Annotated in this window: 21 protein-coding genes and 1 tRNA gene; 5 read left to right on the forward strand and 17 right to left on the reverse strand. The window is 60.1% G+C overall.

Annotated elements, in window-relative coordinates; genetic code table 11:
* The 4 genes from FJV77_RS33330 to FJV77_RS32500 form a co-directional block, all read right to left on the reverse strand.
* Window positions 1-888 (reverse strand): Ig-like domain-containing protein (locus FJV77_RS33330; protein ID WP_281408603.1); only part of this gene is annotated, 888 nt, incomplete at its 3' end.
* 10 nt (window positions 889-898) lie between these two features.
* The gene (locus FJV77_RS25875) at window positions 899-1,486 is read right to left on the reverse strand and encodes a hypothetical protein (protein WP_142869423.1); all 588 of its coding nucleotides are present in this window, start codon (window positions 1,484-1,486) and stop codon (window positions 899-901) included.
* 522 nt (window positions 1,487-2,008) lie between these two features.
* Complete coding sequence (locus FJV77_RS25880; RefSeq protein WP_142869424.1) at window positions 2,009-2,554, reverse strand: hypothetical protein; 546 nt, start codon at window positions 2,552-2,554, stop codon at window positions 2,009-2,011.
* On the reverse strand, window positions 2,551-2,709 hold the full coding sequence (locus tag FJV77_RS32500) for a hypothetical protein (protein WP_185970430.1): 159 nt from the start codon (window positions 2,707-2,709) through the stop codon (window positions 2,551-2,553). The genes FJV77_RS25880 and FJV77_RS32500 overlap by 4 nt, the downstream gene beginning before the upstream one ends.
* An 817-nt stretch (window positions 2,710-3,526) precedes the next feature.
* Here FJV77_RS32500 and FJV77_RS25885 point away from each other — a divergent pair.
* Together FJV77_RS25885 and FJV77_RS25890 are read left to right on the forward strand one after the other, a co-directional pair.
* Window positions 3,527-4,030, forward strand: a complete 504-nt coding sequence (locus tag FJV77_RS25885) for a hypothetical protein (RefSeq protein ID WP_142869425.1) — start codon at window positions 3,527-3,529, stop codon at window positions 4,028-4,030.
* 352 nt (window positions 4,031-4,382) lie between these two features.
* The gene (locus tag FJV77_RS25890; protein ID WP_142869426.1) at window positions 4,383-4,688 is read left to right on the forward strand and encodes a hypothetical protein; all 306 of its coding nucleotides are present in this window, start codon (window positions 4,383-4,385) and stop codon (window positions 4,686-4,688) included.
* 4 nt (window positions 4,689-4,692) lie between these two features.
* Here the strand turns inward: FJV77_RS25890 and FJV77_RS25895 are convergent, their stop codons facing one another.
* The 10 genes from FJV77_RS25895 to FJV77_RS25935 form a co-directional block, all read right to left on the reverse strand.
* Window positions 4,693-6,027 (reverse strand): hypothetical protein, encoded by a 1,335-nt coding sequence (locus FJV77_RS25895; protein ID WP_142869427.1) that lies wholly within the window; start codon window positions 6,025-6,027, stop codon window positions 4,693-4,695.
* A complete protein-coding gene (locus FJV77_RS25900) occupies window positions 6,017-6,247 on the reverse strand; it encodes a hypothetical protein (protein WP_142869428.1) in 231 nt (76 codons plus the stop codon). Before FJV77_RS25900 ends, FJV77_RS25895 begins: the two co-directional genes overlap by 11 nt.
* 131 nt (window positions 6,248-6,378) lie before the next feature.
* Entirely contained in the window at window positions 6,379-6,597 is a 219-nt protein-coding gene (locus FJV77_RS25905) for a hypothetical protein (RefSeq protein ID WP_142869429.1), read from the reverse strand.
* The gene (locus tag FJV77_RS25910; protein WP_142869430.1) at window positions 6,581-7,837 is read right to left on the reverse strand and encodes an HK97 family phage prohead protease; all 1,257 of its coding nucleotides are present in this window, start codon (window positions 7,835-7,837) and stop codon (window positions 6,581-6,583) included. The genes FJV77_RS25905 and FJV77_RS25910 overlap by 17 nt, the downstream gene beginning before the upstream one ends.
* A 12-nt stretch (window positions 7,838-7,849) precedes the next feature.
* Window positions 7,850-8,776: a phage major capsid protein gene (locus FJV77_RS25915; protein WP_185970431.1), complete on the reverse strand. Its 927-nt coding sequence runs from the start codon at window positions 8,774-8,776 to the stop codon at window positions 7,850-7,852.
* Window positions 8,777-8,990: 214 nt separating this feature from the next.
* The gene (locus FJV77_RS25920) at window positions 8,991-9,194 is read right to left on the reverse strand and encodes a hypothetical protein (protein WP_142869432.1); all 204 of its coding nucleotides are present in this window, start codon (window positions 9,192-9,194) and stop codon (window positions 8,991-8,993) included.
* A 190-nt stretch (window positions 9,195-9,384) separates the two neighbouring features.
* Window positions 9,385-9,558 (reverse strand): hypothetical protein, encoded by a 174-nt coding sequence (locus tag FJV77_RS32505; RefSeq protein ID WP_185970432.1) that lies wholly within the window; start codon window positions 9,556-9,558, stop codon window positions 9,385-9,387.
* Complete coding sequence (locus tag FJV77_RS25925; RefSeq protein ID WP_142869433.1) at window positions 9,555-10,340, reverse strand: hypothetical protein; 786 nt, start codon at window positions 10,338-10,340, stop codon at window positions 9,555-9,557. Before FJV77_RS25925 ends, FJV77_RS32505 begins: the two co-directional genes overlap by 4 nt.
* On the reverse strand, window positions 10,337-10,528 hold the full coding sequence (locus tag FJV77_RS25930; RefSeq protein WP_142869434.1) for a hypothetical protein: 192 nt from the start codon (window positions 10,526-10,528) through the stop codon (window positions 10,337-10,339). The genes FJV77_RS25925 and FJV77_RS25930 overlap by 4 nt, the downstream gene beginning before the upstream one ends.
* Window positions 10,525-10,737 carry a DNA-binding protein gene (locus FJV77_RS25935; RefSeq protein ID WP_142869435.1) on the reverse strand — a complete coding sequence of 71 codons (213 nt, stop codon included), beginning with the start codon at window positions 10,735-10,737 and terminating at the stop codon, window positions 10,525-10,527. Before FJV77_RS25935 ends, FJV77_RS25930 begins: the two co-directional genes overlap by 4 nt.
* Before the next feature lie 245 nt (window positions 10,738-10,982).
* Here FJV77_RS25935 and FJV77_RS25940 point away from each other — a divergent pair, with 245 nt between their 5' ends.
* Window positions 10,983-12,245: a site-specific integrase gene (locus FJV77_RS25940; RefSeq protein WP_142869436.1), complete on the forward strand. Its 1,263-nt coding sequence runs from the start codon at window positions 10,983-10,985 to the stop codon at window positions 12,243-12,245.
* A 68-nt stretch (window positions 12,246-12,313) separates the two neighbouring features.
* On the opposite strand, the gene FJV77_RS25945 is transcribed toward FJV77_RS25940, so the two are convergent.
* Both FJV77_RS25945 and FJV77_RS25950 read right to left on the reverse strand, forming a co-directional pair.
* A tRNA-Gln gene (locus FJV77_RS25945) sits at window positions 12,314-12,387 on the reverse strand.
* Between the two features lie 135 nt (window positions 12,388-12,522).
* Window positions 12,523-13,455 (reverse strand): lysylphosphatidylglycerol synthase domain-containing protein, encoded by a 933-nt coding sequence (locus tag FJV77_RS25950; protein ID WP_142869437.1) that lies wholly within the window; start codon window positions 13,453-13,455, stop codon window positions 12,523-12,525.
* Between the two features lie 287 nt (window positions 13,456-13,742).
* Here FJV77_RS25950 and FJV77_RS25955 point away from each other — a divergent pair, with 287 nt between their 5' ends.
* Together FJV77_RS25955 and FJV77_RS25960 are read left to right on the forward strand one after the other, a co-directional pair.
* Window positions 13,743-15,083, forward strand: coding sequence for a Ppx/GppA phosphatase family protein (locus tag FJV77_RS25955; RefSeq protein WP_142869438.1), 1,341 nt, complete (start codon window positions 13,743-13,745; stop codon window positions 15,081-15,083).
* The gene (locus tag FJV77_RS25960; RefSeq protein ID WP_142869439.1) at window positions 15,080-15,826 is read left to right on the forward strand and encodes an RlmE family RNA methyltransferase; all 747 of its coding nucleotides are present in this window, start codon (window positions 15,080-15,082) and stop codon (window positions 15,824-15,826) included. Before FJV77_RS25955 ends, FJV77_RS25960 begins: the two co-directional genes overlap by 4 nt.
* A 108-nt stretch (window positions 15,827-15,934) precedes the next feature.
* Here the strand turns inward: FJV77_RS25960 and FJV77_RS25965 are convergent, their stop codons facing one another.
* Entirely contained in the window at window positions 15,935-17,356 is a 1,422-nt protein-coding gene (locus tag FJV77_RS25965; protein ID WP_142869440.1) for an MFS transporter, read from the reverse strand.
* Window positions 17,357-17,528 lie beyond the last annotated feature (172 nt).

Below are 17,528 nucleotides of genomic sequence, written 5' to 3' on the forward strand. Positions count from 1 at the left end.
GACGACCGAGTTGTTGTCGCCGTCGCTGAGCGAGGCGTCGGCGATGTCGACGGTGACGGTCGGATTCTCGGTGTCGACCGCAACAGTGTCGGAGCCGCCAGCACCAGTGTTGCCGGCAAGGTCGGTGTAGCTGCCAGCCGTCACCGACACCGAGCCGGTGCCGGCGAAGCCGTCTGTTGCTGTAAACTTCGCCGTATAATGCGAAGCATCAACCATCACAAAATCAGTCAGCGTGCCGTGGGTTGTCGTAACGTCGGCTAAAGTGAAACCCGTCACCGGACCAACAAAAGTGAACGTCACGACCGAGTTGTTGTCGCTATCACTTAAGGCGGAATCGACAATATCGACGTATACAGGAACATGCCCGTCACTATCGAGAACGGTAATCCGCTCGATCGCGGAAACCTTGAGATTGATCGTGCTGAACGTAAATTCCGCCTGACCTGCTTGGCCAGTATTCGAGTTCGAATTTGCGGCAATGAAGGCACGAAATTGAGCAATTTCAGCGTTAAACGCCGTCATGAATGACGTATTGGCTAGTTGATCATTGCTTAGATAGATAGCAAGTGTATCGATCTCGGCAGTGCCTTTCGCAGCATTGCCGTTGCCGCCGTCATAGATGTCGTAGCCCGAAAAGGCTGTTTGTCCAGCGGTTGTCCCTGTGCCGTATACCAGGCTACCAAACTTGTACTGATTTTCCCACGCGCGATAGATGAGGGTGTCCGCTCCCGATCCGCCCAGGAGAGTATCGAAACCACTGCCTCCATCGAGCGTATCGGCGCCTGACCCGCCATTCAGGCGATCGCTTCCCGCGCCGCCCAAAAGCACGTCATCTCCGCTACCGCCAACCAGATTGTCGTTGCCGCTTGTGCCAAGTGTCGTCGCCATGCCCAGTCCCCTATCTTGCCAATTGTTCTTGTCGATCAAGAAGTGTCGACATCGACCTGCCGCTCGCAGCGGCGTCGCTCAAAAATTGTGAATCCATGGGGGGAAGTTCGCCTTCGCCGACAAACGGCTTGATCCCAGGCGAGAGCGCCAGATCAAATGAGTTCGCGTTCAGACCAATGACATGTGTACCAATGCCAAACGCCCAAGCCCGCGAGTTCGGCAAACACAGACTGGTGCGTGCTGAACTTTCGCAGGCAACAGCGGATTTCTTCCTATTGGTCGAGGTAGAAAACTCATCATCGATAGAGCAAAGTGCGGTTCCTGCTAAATCCTTGCTCAACACATCGAGAGATACGACGGCAAGGGGAGTGGAAATGAGCATGGTCGCATCTTCGGAAAACCTGTAGGCGCCATCACCGGCCTGTGGCGATTCGCAAAGCGACTTCGCAGTTCCGTCGCCGTCTGTGATTTGAGAAGACGCCATTTCACCCCCACTTACCCATACACAGATGCCCCCACATCCGTTTACCGACCGCACTGAAAGAAAACTGCTCCCTGTCAAAAACTCGTAGACGTCTATTGTCAGCGCATCATCCAAGAAGCCGCCGCGCTACGAGCGGTCCGCTCAGCTGGCCGTTTACAGACGGATGGCGGCTCGATGATGATGATGGCTGCGACGACATTGGTCGTCGCGCTGCGTCTCCCTACCCCTATCGCATTGTCTACTCGTTGGTTGCTGATCACGAGTTTTTATAGAATGCTAAATTAGGAGATTATTAACTCTGCCGAAGAGGAAGCGTCAACGTCCAACTTGGCAAAACAGTTAATAGTGGAGCCAAAATATTCGCGAGCAGCATGGCTGGGGAACCTGGATTCGAACCAGGACTAACGGAGTCAGAGTCCGCAAATTCTACATGCCGAATAGGACAATTTTCGCAGCAAAATCATAGTCATAGAGGCTGCAAAGCCCTAGCTCCATGTCGCATTGTGTTGCGAGCCACTACCATTGATTTACAAGGACTTCGCGCGACTATCGGCAACTCCACGCGACATGGACGCGACATAGAAAAGGCCCGGAAGCAACGAAGCCGCCGGGCCAAATTCGTCAACCAGTTTTCAGTTAATTATGGTCTGGCTGCTCCGGCATGTCTCCGGCGTCCTGCTCGCCGTCCTCAACGTGCCAGTCGTTCTCCGTTTCCTTCATGCTCAGTCGCTGGTCAATGTGTTCTGTCCAGCCCAGCGAAGGCTCCCCCTCGCTGTTCCATGACAGATGCTCCTGCTTCCCTTCGTTCTGCCAGCCGTTGGAATGCTCGTCGTCGCCGCCTTCCTCGTCGTCGCTGTCGTCAAGCTCGCGGTCGTCGTACACGCTTCCCCGGCCTTCGTGGAACGGGGAGTGAAGCGTCTGCGGCCCCCGCGTCGGCCAGCCCAGCCACGGCTCATCGTCGGCGGTTTCCTCAAGGTCCGGGTCCGGTGACAGATCATCGAGCATATCGATCAACGCCTCGATGGAGGTTGCCAGCGACTTGCGGCTGCTGCGGTCGATGATGAGCGTCAACGTCTCTGCCGCAGCGGCAGCGGCGTAGGCCTCGCCTTTCTTGGTGAGGCTGATGTCGTCGGTTGCCGTTGGTTGCGTCTGTGGGCTCGCTGTGGCCTCGTGCGGGGTCATTGGCCCATCTCCTGCTCAACTTGGCGCAGGACACGCGCGCCAGCGTCGTGGAGGGCATTGGACAGGCGGAGGAGTCTGAGGGCGAGATGCAGGCGCACAAAGCGCGTGCGGAGCGCCGCTGCGGCAAGCACCAACAGGATTGCAAGGTAGGTCATGGTCGTTTCTCACGGTTCGAACCGGCTTTCTACGGCCGGCGGAAAGCATTCCCGTGTGGAATACTTTCCATCATCGGCGGGCGGCGCCGTAGCCGGGGGGTAGAAACCAGCCGTGAGACTGGCCGAGACGCTTTTAGGGTTTCCCCCTGGACAGCACGCTCGCCCCCGGCCATAACAGTCGGGCAGAGCCGCGCCGCCAAGCGCGTCTGTCAGCTTTTCCAAGGCGGAAAAGCTAAGTCACCGCCGCCCTACGCCGCCAAGCGTCGGGCAAATTCCTGCCAAGGAATGCGGTCTATCACGGTCCGGGTTTCTACGCCCACGGACACGATGTTCTCATTCGCAGAAATCGTCAAGCCGCTCCCTCTTGCGGGGACAAAGCTGGCATTGCATCCTTCCAGAACAGACGCGAGGGGCATTTGAGGGTGACGGGCGAACCAAGCTCGATAAGCGACTGGTTGGCGCTGTCTAACCGGTACGAACGCACAGCATTGTCCATTGTCGATGACAAGCGGGCGTGTGGGCAGGCCGTATTTAATGCAGCCATCGCTACCGAATGCGCATTAAAGGCCTACATTTGGTACGTTCAGCGCTTCAATCAGTGGCCGTCGAAAGCCTCTCGTCCAGATCTTTATACACACAACCTTCGGGAGCTGAAGGACATAGCCGGAATCGCCATAAAGCGAAGCGACAGAAATGCGCCTTCTTGGCATGTTATGCTACAATGGAATAGAAATCAGGGGTACGACCCAAAACCGATGCCCCGAAAGGTCGCCCGCTCGTATGTTGAGGCAGCGTTTGGGGACGACGGAGTGGTCACATGGATACGCCAGCAATTGACGAACGTTTCCTAATTGCCGGGCAGGAATACGGCGATGCTCTGGCCGAGCTGGGCCTGGATCCGCATGCGCTATTTTGGGCCTACGATCGGGATGAAAAACGCCACGTATTGGTGTTGATCACTGATTTCTTCGACTTCAAAGGGCCGTTGGAAATATCGCGTCAATTGTTCCGGGCTTATAACGCGTCGGCCACTCCGCAAGAGATCGACCCTTTCGTAGTTCGCCTGCACAGCGTCAACCAAATGGTCGGAGGAAGTCTCAATAACTTCGTCTCAGGCGGGTGGACCTTCAACAAGATGGATAAGGTAACCGGGAAGCCAGATGGGTTGCCGATGGAGTTTGAAGCTTTTGCACAGCACGGCCTTGAGATCAAAAAGGGCTGGGTAATTCGCCACCGCAAGATTGGTCCGGCCCGAAAGTCGGTTGAACTAGGTCGCCGGTGGGATCGCTTCACTCGTAACGTTGATAAGGTTGCCGCGTAAAGTGGGCCAAAAGGCAATTGCAGATTAGACATCGCAGAATGTTAATTTGGCTTTTTGCGCATTTTGGATCGGCGAGCGGTCTTTGAAAATCGGCAAACTTGCCGGTTTTGGCCCCCCGGGGCCGGCTTGCGCGCGTGCGTCTTCTTGCGGGTTTACCGGAACGGCGGAGTGTCCCAGCGCGAATATTGTGTTCCGCTAAAATAAGGAACATGCTCCGGTTGCCGGGAGGAACTCCGGCATGGCCCGGTTGCGATCCCTCAAGTTTTCCCACGCAACCGGGCCGCCTCCCGGTCGATCCGCCGGTCCATTAGCATCCTCTTGACTAAGCGACGTGCCGCCCCAGAATCCGAATATGGGCAAGGGCGTCAAGGTGGGCGATGAAGTCGCGATCACGGCAACGGTGCGCCGACGCGTCACCGAAGACCGCATAAGCGTGTCGATCCCATCCTATGGTTTTCCGCATTCAATTGTCGATTCTGCCACAAAGGTGAAGCGCGGACAGGCAATCGAATTGACTGGCGATGTTCTGCGCGTGGATGAGGAGAAAGTGACGATTGATCTTCACCCGCCAGTCACGGTTGATCTCGACAAAGTTCGGCTTGTGACCAGCTATGTCGCACCGAAGCGCAAGCGGCCTCTGGTCGACAAGCCGGCGTAATCGATCATCGAGCGTAGAGGTACAGAGCCCCTCCAGTCAGGTTGCCGCCTGCTGTATTGAACACGCGGATTGCGTTGACGACGGAGGTGCTCGCAGCGAATTTGCTGTAAAGCCCCTGCTGGTTCTGCGCCACCTTGATGGCTCCACTGACGTTCGGGAAGATGCGGAGCGCAATGTCACGAGCCGCCGTTGCCGATGTAGAGTGGGTTCCGATAGCCGTGTTGTTGGTGGTCACCCCGGCCGACGTTATGTCGGCGTAATCACCTGACGTTGAGTAATAGGTCGAACCACCATCGATGCTAAATCTGATTGCCCTGAAGCCGCTGACTGACGTTGTAAGTGCCGTCCCGATGAGAACGAATTCCTGATAGGAGCCAAGGCCGGTAAAGTCGACTTGGGCAACGTCGCTTGCATAGGTCCAGCTTCCGGCCAGGGCGAATCCTGCCGATCCGGTTCCAGGCCCGCTTGCCACCGTTACAGTGACCGCGCCACCGGAGTTGGTTGCGACAATGCCGCTGCCAACGAAGTCGATTGAGGTCATGGCAGCGGTGAGCGTGGAGCCCTCGTCCTTTGCCGTGATAGACGATCCAGAGGTTGTTGGGGCCGAAAAGTTGATTGCTGTCGTGTTCAGCGTGCCGCCCCGATTGGACGTACACAGCCACAGCGTGTCGGCGTTCGTGGTGCCTTCCTCGACGGCGATCAGCGAACCCGGATGCTCATCATAGGTGTCGTAGTTGGACGAGCGGGCCGGCGAGGCACCGACGACGTAGATGCCGTTTTCAGCAGCGCTGGACTGATTTTTGACTAGCACCAGATCACCCGTCGCCAGCGTCACGCCGTCCAGTGCGTCCCCGTTGTTGAGGGCGGTCGAAATCGTGATGTTGGCCGTGGTGGCGACGCGCACGCGGTCGCTCGGTTCCGTGCTGGTGCCAGCGGTCGCCGATTCCATGATGGCACCATAGAGGCCCGGAGAGGCGCCGCTGGTGTAGCCGAAGAATATCTGGCCCGGCAGCACCGCAATCGTCGTGGCTGTTTCGGGTGATGCCCCGTTGGTGCTCTTGAGCGTGACGGTGTAGGAGGCGTCGCTGTTGTGGAAGACGAACGGTCGCTTTACCGCCGGCAGTGTCAGCGTGCGGGCTGCTGCAAGAGCAGCGCTTGGCTTGAAGGTATAAGCCGATCGGTATTGCGTCGAGTTCAGCGTGACATTGCCGGCCGAGAAGTCCACCGAATAGGCGTCGGTCGTGGCATTCGCCAACTGTGTCAAACCGTCATTGCTGGTCTGCCATTGGCCATCGGCCTGACTATCGGCGATTAGGCTTAGGTTCAGATCATTTGCCATTGGCAATCTCGTATGCCTGAGTAAGTGCCGCTTGAACGTCCGGGATGAGGCTTGCCTTGATCCCCAAACTTTTCGTCGCCGGTCCGCCGCCTACCGGGCCAATTGAAAAATTCAGCATGAGCGCGCCGCTGTGCTCGTGTATCCCAAGGCCAATGCGCAACTCGACGTGCGCGTTTTTGGGGATCGCAGCTATCTGGGCAATGTCATCGAGCGTTTCCATCGGTATTCGTCGGTCCAATTGTGGCGAACCTTTTCTGTTTCAAAAAACTTTTTTCTACCGCTTTATGACAACAAAGCTCCGGAGACCGGTCTGGGATTGATGGTCCTGTCGAGGCGACCACCCCCCGGAGGTCACTGGACGGAGCCGTGCGCGCTTGGGTCCATGGCGAAGCGCTTGAACTCTTCGATGCTCTCTGCCTTCCAGTTCGCCAGCGCTACCTTGCGCATGGCAAGCCAGGCCGCCATCTCGACTGGCGTGGCGCCCTTGTCGGTGATCATGATCGCGTCCTTTTCGAGCTGTTCCGCGATCTTGGTATCGAAGGCCATGTTGATCTCAGCGAGCGTTGTCATGTGTTCGTGCCTTTCCGAGCTTGGGAGGATTCGTCGTGCCTTTCGCGGCCAACTGCCACGATGTTGGATTGGTGCCTGGCAGCGTGCCTTCCTGTACGTCTTGCAGGGCCGCCCAGAGCGATCCGTCGTGCGTAACCAGTGCGCCCTTGCTGTATGGCAAGGCACGCTGAAAGACGCCCTTGTAGGCGTCGCGCTGCCCGTTCGCCTCCAGTTCGGCGACGCGCGCCTCTAGCGCCATGCAGCGATGCATCGCCCAAAGATGATTGGCGTAGACGTCACCCTCGACATTCGAGATGAAATCGAGGTGCACAGCCGTGTCAGCCGGCAGATCAGCCTTGCGGAAGTGGTCGGCCAAAGCGGCGCGCCAGTAGTGTTTTGATTCTTCGTAGGCATCCTGGAAAACATCGCCGTTGTCATTGCCGCGCATGACGGCGGGATATTCCGGTGGACCAGCCGCAACAGCCTTCTCGTCAATCTCCCAAGCTCGGCGCTGCCGTGCCGGCTGTGGCGCCTTTGGCTTTTCGATCTCGCCGATCTCGACTTTGAAGCGTTTTTCCTGCGCGTCGTCTGCCTGCTGCCTAAGGGTTGAAAGCTGGGTGCCGAGCCGCTTCTGCAAGTCGGTGTTCTGATCGAGCGCATGCTTTGCCTGGTCGGCCTTAAGAAGCTTCTGCTTTTCATCGATCAGCCGGTTGATCCGGGCGATGTCGGTGTCGACTTTGCTGAGAGCGGCTGCGCGCTGGAGATCCACCTCGATGTGTGTCGAGCGACCATCGCGGAAATCAGCCCGCTTGACCGACAGGATGCTGGCCTCGACGTTGGCCGCGAGTGTAACTGCGCTGAGCTCAAGCCATAGCCACTTAAGATATCGAACGCCGTAGGTTCCGCGAATGGGCTCCGAGTCCAGGCCTTTGAAACCGATACTCAAGCCTTTGACGAGACCGGCGCGAATGGCGCCCCAAGCCTCGTCAACCCGGTCTTTCAACTTGCCCGGATCGGCGATGGTGGCGATCTTGGCGACGATCTCGATTCCGGCGTCGGTGACCTTTGCAGCCGTTACCCAGCCCACGGGAGCATCGTGTTGGTGCTGCCAGAGTAGTGGTATCGGCAGCTTGAAAACGGCGCCGCGAGGTTCCACGACGTCATCTTGCAAATCGGTCGCGGGCGTCGTCGCGATGCCCGTTATCGTGCGCTCGTCTTCCGAGACGCTTTTGATATTTAGGACGGAATAGCCGCGGTTCATTTTTGCATTACCTCACGGCGAATTCGCCGAGCCCCAATCGACCGATGTCAGCTTGTAGACGCTGTTTGCTCGAACGACTTTGGCGCCGGCCCATGTCGACACCTGGATGGCAACTAGGCCGCGCTGGAACAGCGGAATCAGAACTGTGCTCGCGGTCGGCGGTGAATCCGGCGCATCGTCCATTTGAATCGTCGCGTGCTGGAAACGCTCCAGAATTAGCGCGTCGGTGTTGCCGGCGATGCCCGAAGCGTCGAGCGCATAGAACGTGCCGTAGGGGCAAGCATCGCAGGGAATGAGCGGCGTTTTCAGCAGCGTGCCGCCGGTGACAGGGTTGATATCGCCGAAGGCAAAACCGCCGTCGATCGTCATCGTCGCCAGCATTTTGACGGTGTCGGGGTGCGTGATGAAAAACAGCTTCGATTGCCCGCCTAGGTCGAGAGCGGCCAGCGCCGTCTTGAGGTCGTTTTGGATAGCTGCAACCGTAGATCCACCACTGGCCGATGACGTAGCGCCGGCATCGAGGATCGTCAGGAACTGAGCGTCTGCGGTGACAGAGACGGCGCCGCGCAATTCGTGCGCAATGAGCGGGTCAGCCTGGGCGCCGAGCATCAAAAGTTCTTTGGTGACGATGACAAAGCCGACTGCCCGGAAGGCGTCGATATACTCATTTTCCAGGGAGAGCCGCGTCATGCGCTTGGCCGAGCCTTCGCCGAGAACGTAGCCGGTTGCCGATGCTGTCACTGCCGAAAGCTGCGAGCGCAACGGCACGCGCAGCATCGAATCGAGGATGCGGAAAAACGCGCCAGTGTTGCGCAAGCTGTCCATGAAGCCATCGGCAACCACGCCGTACGGCGCCAGTTCCGCGCCCCAGCCCGCGCCATCAATCCGGCCGCTGGTGACTGCCGCCTTCATCTGCATAGCGGCCTTGGCGGCGTCCATGAGGCGCGGCGCCATGATGTCGGCCATGTTGTCGAGATCGCCGGGGTTTTCGTTCCTGGCAAGCATCCGAGCGACGCGGGCGAAATCTAAGCCCCGGTCGGTGTCGGTGTTTGCGATGTGGACTGTGCCTCGCATGGCAGTTTTCCTCAGAAATTAATCGTGCCGAATCTTTCGCACGTTTCTGGGTTTAGGCAGGCCACGTGTTGCCTGGCCTTTATACATCGAACTCAGCGGCTTTGCCGGCGGCGATGTAGCGTTCAAGCGCCTTCTCGATCTCCGCTTTGTCCTCGGCCAGGTTGATCGGCAGTTGCCCGGCGCTGGTCAGCAATGCCGTGACGTGCGCCTCGTCGTGCACGGTCTTCAAAACGATCAAGCCGAGCTTCTTGCGCCGCTTGCTGAGGCAGGAGCGCGTCGTCATGGCAGCGCACCGAGAATGATCGCGGCAATGAGAGCGAAACTGGCTGCAGTCAGCCAGAAAACGAACCTTGGCCCACTTTTCAGAGTTTTGCGACGCGTGGCCCAAAAACTCAGGATTTTGCGGAAACGCGTGTTACGGGACCCAGGCGGTGGGCGATCGGCTACATTTCCAGGCTTGATGGCCCGCCCCCTCATGCGCGCCGCCGCAGTAGCAGGATGCTTGGTGGATTGTTCGGCTGCACCATATGCCGCTCTCGCCACATCCGCTTTGCTAGGCCAGGGATCGCGCTGATCACCTTGGCGGTCGGCCGCTTTTGCGCCCAGACGAACAGGTCGAGTTGAGCCGGATCGTGCTTGGTGCTCATGCAACGCTCCTCTGACCTTCGACTATTGCGCGTGTCAGCCGTCCGGTTGCGAGCAGCGTTCGCATCCGAGCCATGGTGAGCGGACCTAGAGTGAGATCGGAGAAAAGGGTCGACATCATTGCCGCAAGCTCGTCGGCGCTGGACGGAACCGGAAAGGGTATGTGGCGGTCGCCTTCCGGATCGAGCCCGTTTTGAACCTGTGAAGGATTTTCCCCTTCTTCAGAGCTAATACCGTCTAGGTAGTTATCTAGGTAATTGCCTGCATTTGGCTCAATCACGTCCCTGTGGGAACTACAATCACAAGACTGATCCGGGCCTGCATTTGGCTCAATCACAGGATCGGGCTCTGACAACGTTCCGTAACGTTTCTGCCGCTGGCGTTCCTTCCGCTCGGCATCGATGCGCCTGAGGGTTTCCCTAGCGATCAGCATATGGTCGAGCACCATGCTTTCGCGCGCAAATCTCAGCCGGTAGCGATGGGCGCCGGTTCCGGTTTTGCCTGCCGGTTCCAGGTAGCCAAGCTTTACCAGGGCGTTCCGGTTGTCGATGATCGCCCGTGTACTCAGGCCGGTGGCGACCTGTAGATCGATGATCGACACATAGGGCTTGTCTGTATCAAAATCGGTGACGAACCGGAGATAGGCGCGAATAATCTTCAATGCCGGAATCGGGCATTTGGGATCTGCGTTGATCATGTCTTCAAAGTCGAATTTCCGGCTTGCGAGAGAGGTTGCGCCTCTATCCATCGTCGGCGGCGCGGTCGCGATATCGTCCTGGCTCATGCCGACCGAGCCCTCCGCAACGTTGTCTCGCGGATGACGACAATGGCTTGGTGCGCTGTCAGTCCAAACCGCCGCTGTAGTGCCGGCACGATTGGCCGCTCGACGTTGCCGAAGTTGGCGACATAGAACTCAACCGCCTGCTCGATGATGGCGCTGTGCTGGTGTTCTGGAGGAGTGAGGTCAGTCATGCGACCTCCTGCGACAGCAAGTTTTCAAAATACGCGCGCAGGGCGGCGCGTGACGCTACCCATTGCCGTCCAACCTTCCTTGCCGGAAGGAGACCGGTTTCGAGGATGTAGAAAGCCTGGCGCTCGTTCTTGAGGTTCAGCTCCCGCGCAATGGCGGCAGCGCCCCAGACAAGGCCAAGGCCTTGTTGTTCTTCAACGTGTGGATTCACCGACGAGTCCTTTCAGTCCGGCACCGTTAGAACGGTGGCCGTCCAAGGGTTGGATTTAGCAACGGAAACCGCGCCGTCGCGCCCTCAACTGAAACTTTGGTCGATCACCAACTTCTAGTGCATGTTTTGTTCCATTACAAGTCAGAACGGTTAGTTTTCAACAGGTACAAGCCGACGTTGACAAGCGGATTGTTACGCGACACATTGCGACATGATACCAGCGATTACACACAAGGGGATTGGGAATGTCGGTTCGCAAGCGCAAATGGACCACCGCCAAGGGCGCCGAGAAAGAAGCCTGGATCGTTGACTATGTGGACGGCAACGGCACCCGCCGGCTGAAGACCTTCGACAAGAAGAAGGATGCCGATGCCTGGGAGGCAAAGACCACCGTTTCCATAGATGAGGGAACGCACGTGGCCGATCGCGCGACTGTCGCGGTGGATGAGGCAAGCGTTTTCTGGCTTGAGGATGGGACGGCGGCAGCCCTCGAACGCTCGACGCTCGATCAACGCCGCCAACACCTGAACGAGCATATCCTGCCGTTCCTGGGCAAGCTGCGCTTGTCGAAGCTCAGCATCCCTGTCGTGCGCCAATTCCAGGACAGGCTTCGCACCGAGCCGCACGGCACCAAGAAGCAGGTTTGCAGCGCCGACATGATCAAGCGCGTCACCGTAAGCCTGGGCTCATTGCTGGCGGATGCGCAGGAGCGCGGACTGGTTGCCCGCAATGTGGTGCACGACATGTCCAACCGCCGGAAGCGCAAGAAGAACAGCGACCGAAAACCAAAACTGAAGGTTGGCATCGATATTCCGTCACCGGCGGAAATCAGGCTCATTGTGGAGCACAGCAAGGGCTGGCACCGCCCGCTGATCGTCACCGCCATATTCACTGGCCTTCGCTCATCCGAATTGCGCGGCCTGCGGTGGAGCGATGTGGATCTGAAGGCGGCGGAACTTCATGTCCGGCAGCGCGCGGACCGCTACCACGCGAAGAAGTATGTCGATGAAGGCTATAACCCGATTGGCCTGCCGAAATCAGAGGCAGGTGAAGACCGCACGATCCCGCTGGCGCCGATGGTCGTCAACACGTTGCGCGAATGGAAGCTCAAGTGTCCAAAGGGTCCGCTCGATCTGGTTTTCCCGAACGGGGAGGGCAATATCGAGTTTCACGCCAACATCGTTACACGCGGCTTGCATCCGCCGCAGATAGCCGCCGGTCTTACTGTCCCTGCGCTCGACAGGAAGGGGAAGGCAAAGACCGACAAGGAAGGCAATCCAATCATGGCCGCGAAGTACACCGGCCTTCATGCGCTCCGGCATTTCTATGCGAGCTGGCTCATCAATCCAAAAGACGCTGGCGGGCAGGGCAAGGATATCAAGACGGTGCAGGCGCGCATGGGTCATTCGAGCATCGTGATGACAGCCGACACTTACGGCCACTTGTTCCCGAACGCGAATGATCAGGACGAGTTGGCCGCAGCGGAAAAGTCATTGCTCGGAGGCTGAACGCGACACAAACGCAACATGGCGGCCTGATGCGGTCTGATAAATTCTCATAAGTGCTTGATTTTGTTTGGCTGGGGAACCTGGATTCGAACCAGGACTAACGGAGTCAGAGTCCGTGGGTCTACCGTTAACCTATTCCCCAGCAGGCGCTGTCGCGCTGGTGGGCCGCCGAAGCAGCCGCGCGTGCCTTGTAGCCGCCGCCGGAAAATAGTCAAGCCTGCCTTGTGTTTCAATCATGGGCTTTTGGTTTGTTCCGTCGATGCGCGCGGGCAGGGCGCTATTTCTCGCCACGGCTGTATTGCGAATGCTCGAAAAACAGCACCACGCCAAGCGCGATCACCAGCGGGATGATCAGGTAGAACAGGCGGAACACCAAAAGTGCCGCCAGCACGCCGACCGGGTCCATCTGCGACAGACCGGCGAGGAACACGACCTCGAACACGCCGAGCCCGCCCGGCGCGTGCGAGATCTGCGCCACCGAGAACGACACCAGGAACACGCCGAGGATGACGAAATAGCCGGGATTGCCCGCCACGGGCAGGGCAAAGAAGATGATCGCAGCCGCAGCCAGAAGCTCGATCGGGCCGATCAGCAATTGCCGCACCACGATCGGCAGCGCTGGGTAATGCAGCTGGAAGCCGGCGATTTTCAGCGGCTTCAGGTGCAGCCAGCTGCCGAAGATATAGGCGCCGACCAGAATGAGCAAAGCGGTGCCGGCGGCGATCGCCAGCCCGTGATGCGGGGCGCCGGAGAAGCGGCCGATGATCTGCGGCTCGAACACCAGCACCAGGCCGCCGACCAGCAGGCTGGACAGCACGAAGGTGATCCAGCAGATCGCCACCAATATGCCGACATCCTGTCCGGTCAGCCCCCTGGTGCCGTAGGCGCGGTAGCGGATCACAGCGCCCGATAACACCGAGCCGCCAATGTTGTGCGACAGCGCGTAGGTGGTGAAGGAGCAGAACGTGACGAACAGCCACGACACTTTCTTGCCGATATGCAAGAGCGCGATGTGGTCGTAGCCGGCGAGCGAGGCATAGGCGACGACCGAACTCAGAGCCGCCAGCACCCAGCCGCGCGTCGGGATGGCGACGATGCCGTCCCAGACATCGTCGAGCGAGATGCCGCGCAGCTCATGCCACAGCAACAGCAGCGAGAAGATCACCGCTGCAATGCCGATGACCGGCCACAGATAGCGCCTCCAGCTCATGGAGTTCTCGTCATGCGTTGCTGCCCATCGCCCATGCGGGCGCGAAAAAATCCGCGATTCACCAATATTGCCGCCTCATTTCAGAAATGCCTCATTGAAGCCGGCTATTCAACCGGACAAGCCCCGCTATTCAACGCCGCAGGCATTGCCGCTGCGTGATGCCGGCAAAATTTGTCCCACTGCTCTTGGTGATCCGGTCCCGCACTGCTACTCTGGCGGCAACTTAAAACATTTAGGTGCCTGCTGCGTCCGGTTTCCCGGTTCGCGCGGCGCCGGAAGGACCCGAAGTGGAAGACCACGACACCGGCGCAGGCGCGCCGGAAGTGGGCGTGTCCAGGGCTTCGCCGCCGTCAGGCGGGCCAAGCCCATCCGCCGGGCGGCCCCGCCAGGCGGGGCCTCAATCCGGAAACGGACAGGCCGGCGACGCCCAGCAGCAACGAGGCAAAGCGAGAAAGCGGCGCAAGCGCCGGCGCGGACGCAAGGTTTTTGCACGCGATGAGCTGGCGGTATCAGCCCATCTCGTTGCAGCCGGCCCGCCGGCCGTCAGCATCGCCCCGACCCCTGTGGCCGCGCCTCCGGCTGCGCAGCCCAGACCCGAACAGTCTGTGCAGCGGCCGCCGATGCAGGAACTGCCGGTGTTTGCGGCGCTCGATCTCGGCACCAACAATTGCCGGCTTTTGGTCGCGGTGCCGCAGCGCCACGGCCAGTTCCGCGTCATCGATGCCTTTTCACGCATCGTCAGGCTGGGCGAGGGGCTGACCGCCAATGGGCACCTGAGCCGGGCGGCGATGGATCGCGCCGTCGAGGCGCTGAAGATCTGCGGCGACAAATTGCGCAACCGCAAGATCCGCAAAGCCCGGCTGATCGCCACCGAGGCCTGCCGCACCGCTGATAACGGCGTAGAATTCCTGCAGCGTGTCGAGCGCGAGGCCGGCCTGAGACTCGAGATCATCGACCGCCAGACCGAGGCCCGGCTTGCGGTGTCGGGCTGCGGCTCGCTGGTCGAGCGCGACACGCAAGGCGTGGTGTTGTTCGACATTGGCGGCGGCTCGTCCGAAATCGCGCTGATCGACCTCACCGGCCAGCGCTCGCCGCGGCTTGCCAACCACATCGTGTCATGGACGTCGCTGCCGGTCGGCGTCGTCTCGCTCGCCGAGCGCTTTGGCGGCCGCACGGTGACGCGCGAAATCTTTGCCGCCATGGTCGAGGATGTCGCCGTGCGGCTGAGGTCCTTCGACGGCCGCGACCGGCTGAGCCATGTGCTGGCCAGTCCGAAATTCCATCTGCTGGGCACATCCGGAACGGTGACGACGCTGGCCGGGGTTCACCTCGATCTCGAACGCTACGACCGCCGCCGGGTCGACGGGTTGTGGATGGACCGTGACAGCGTCGACCGCATGGTCGAAAAGCTGGTCGGCTGGGATTTCCAGCAGCGCTGCGCCAACCCTTGCATCGGCGCCGACCGCGCCGACCTGGTGTTGGCCGGCTGTGCTATCCTCGAAGCCATCCGCGCGGTGTGGCCGTCGGAGCGGCTGCGCGTCGCCGACCGCGGCCTGCGCGAAGGCATTTTGAGCGAGCTGATGGCCGATGACGGCGTCTGGCGCAACAGTGGGCGTGGCCGAGCATGACCAAGAAACCGGAAAAGCCAGGCTCTGCCAGCATTCGCGTGCTGAAGACCCGGATCAAGAAGAAGTCAGGCCTCAAGGAATCGTCGCGCCGCTGGCTGCAGCGCCACATCAACGATCCCTATGTCCAGAGGTCGAAGGCAGATGGCTACCGCTCGCGCGCGGCCTACAAGCTGATCGAGATCGACGACAAGCATCATCTCTTGAAGCCCGGCATGAAGGTCATCGACCTCGGGGCCGCGCCCGGCGGCTGGTGCCAGGTGGCGGCCGCGAGGACGAAATCGACGGCGGACAATCCGCATGTCATCGGCATCGACTATCTCGAAATGGATGCCGTGCCCGGCGCGCCGGTGCTGCTGATGGATTTCCTCGATCCCGAAGCGCCGCAAAAGCTGGCCGAAGCGCTGGGTGGCGACCCCGATGTCGTGCTGTCGGACATGGCAGCACCCACCACCGGCCACAAGCGAACCGATCACATCCGCACCATGCATCTGTGCGAGGTCGCCGCCGATTTCGCGCTGTCGGTGCTGAAGCCGGGCGGGCACTTTTTGGCCAAGACTTTCCAGGGCGGCGCCGAAAACGAGCTGCTGTCGATGCTGAAGAAGAATTTTCGCTCGGTGCATCACGTCAAGCCGCCGGCGTCGCGCGACGAGTCTGTGGAGCTGTATTTGCTGGCGAAGGACTTCAAAGGGCGGGCTCTGCCTTCTCCCCCTGTGGGAGAAGGTGTCGCCGAAGGCGACGGATGAGGGGTGTTCCAACTGAGTGAGGCGTTGGTGTTCTCTGGAACACCCCTCATCCGTCTCGGCGCTATCGCGCCGATCCACCTTCTCCCACAGCGGGAGAAGGCAAGGGCCTTACTTCCCCGCCGTGCTCACCGGCTCCAGCGTCTTCGGCGTCGTCAGCCGGCCATGGCCTGACACCGCGTTGCCTGCATCCGGCGCCAGCCGCATGAACGATACGGACGCCGCCGCCGACACCGCCGCCACGATGAAGAAGGCGATGTGGAAATCGCCAAGCGTCAGCGGGCCGCCATGGATCGAGGTCGAGACTTCCAGGATGCCGCCGGCCAGCGCCACGCCGAGCGCGATCGACAGCTGCTGGAACACCGCCGTGATCGGCGTCGCCCTGCTGGTGTCTTCGGCCGACACTTCGGCATAGGAAAGCGCGTTGACGCCGGTGAAGAACATCGAGCGGATGAAGCCGCCGACCAGCAACATGGTCAGCATCAGCGCGTAGGGCGTTTCCGGCGTGAACAGGCCGTAGATGGCGATCGATGCAGCCGCGATCAGCGAGCCCCAGATCAAAACGCGGCGGAAGCCGGCTAGCCGGAAGATCAGCGCCGTGACGAACTTCACGCCGATGGCGCCGATGGCCGAGACGAAGGTGATCATGCCCGACTGGAACGGCGTCAGCCCGAAGCCGATCTGGAACATCAGCGGCAACAGGAACGGCACCGCGCCGATGCCGATGCGAAACAGCGAGCCGCCGAGCACCGAGGAGCGGAACACCTGGTTGCGGAACAGCTCCAGCGCCAGCAGCGGGGTTTTGGCGCGCCGTGCATGCAGGAGGTAGAGTGCGCCGGAAATCAGCCCGACCGCCGCGGTGATGAAGCCGATCGCCGGCGGCAGATAGGGTAGGCTGACCACCGACAGGCCGAAGACGACGCCGGAAGCCGCTAACCCGCTCAGCACGAAACCGACAAAATCAAGAGGCGGCGTTTCTGCGGCACCGGTCTGCGGCAGGAAGCGCGTCGCCAGCCAGATGCCGATCAGCCCGATCGGCACGTTGATCAGGAAAATCCAGTGCCAGGTGAAATAGGTGGTGATGAAACCGCCGATCGGTGGTCCCACAAGCGGCCCGACCAGCGCCGGCACCGTCAACCACGACATGGCGGCAACCAACTCGCTTTTCGGCGTCGCGCGCACCAGCACCAGGCGGCCGACCGGCGTCATCATGGCGCCGCCTATGCCTTGCAGGAAGCGCGAGACGACGAAGGCCGGCAGCGAATTGGAGATGGCGCAGGCGACCGAGCCCAGGATGAACACACCGATCGCCGCCCGAAACACGTTCTTGGCGCCAAACCGGTCGGCCATCCAGCCGCTGATCGGAATGAAGATCGCCAGCGACACCAGATAGGCGGTCAGCGCCAGCTTAAGCGCGATCGGGCTGGTGTGGATGTCTACGGCGATCGCCGGCAGCGATGTCGCGATAACGGTCGAATCCATGTTTTCCATGAAGAGAGCGACCGCCAGTATGAGCGGAATGATGCGGTTCAACGAACGCGTCCGAACTGGGCAAAAGGTGCGTGCCGACCGGGGCAAGCCGACACGAAAGGGCGGTTATCACGCCTTTACCCGGATGTCGCATTAATTTGCTGTCACTTTTGTGCGACCGCCTGCTCGCGCGGGCATGGCAGCGTTCCAAGGCAAGCAGAGAGAATAGCTCTTG

The sequence above is a fragment of the Mesorhizobium sp. WSM4306 genome, from assembly GCF_007003975.1.
In the GTDB taxonomy this organism is placed as follows: domain Bacteria; phylum Pseudomonadota; class Alphaproteobacteria; order Rhizobiales; family Rhizobiaceae; genus Mesorhizobium.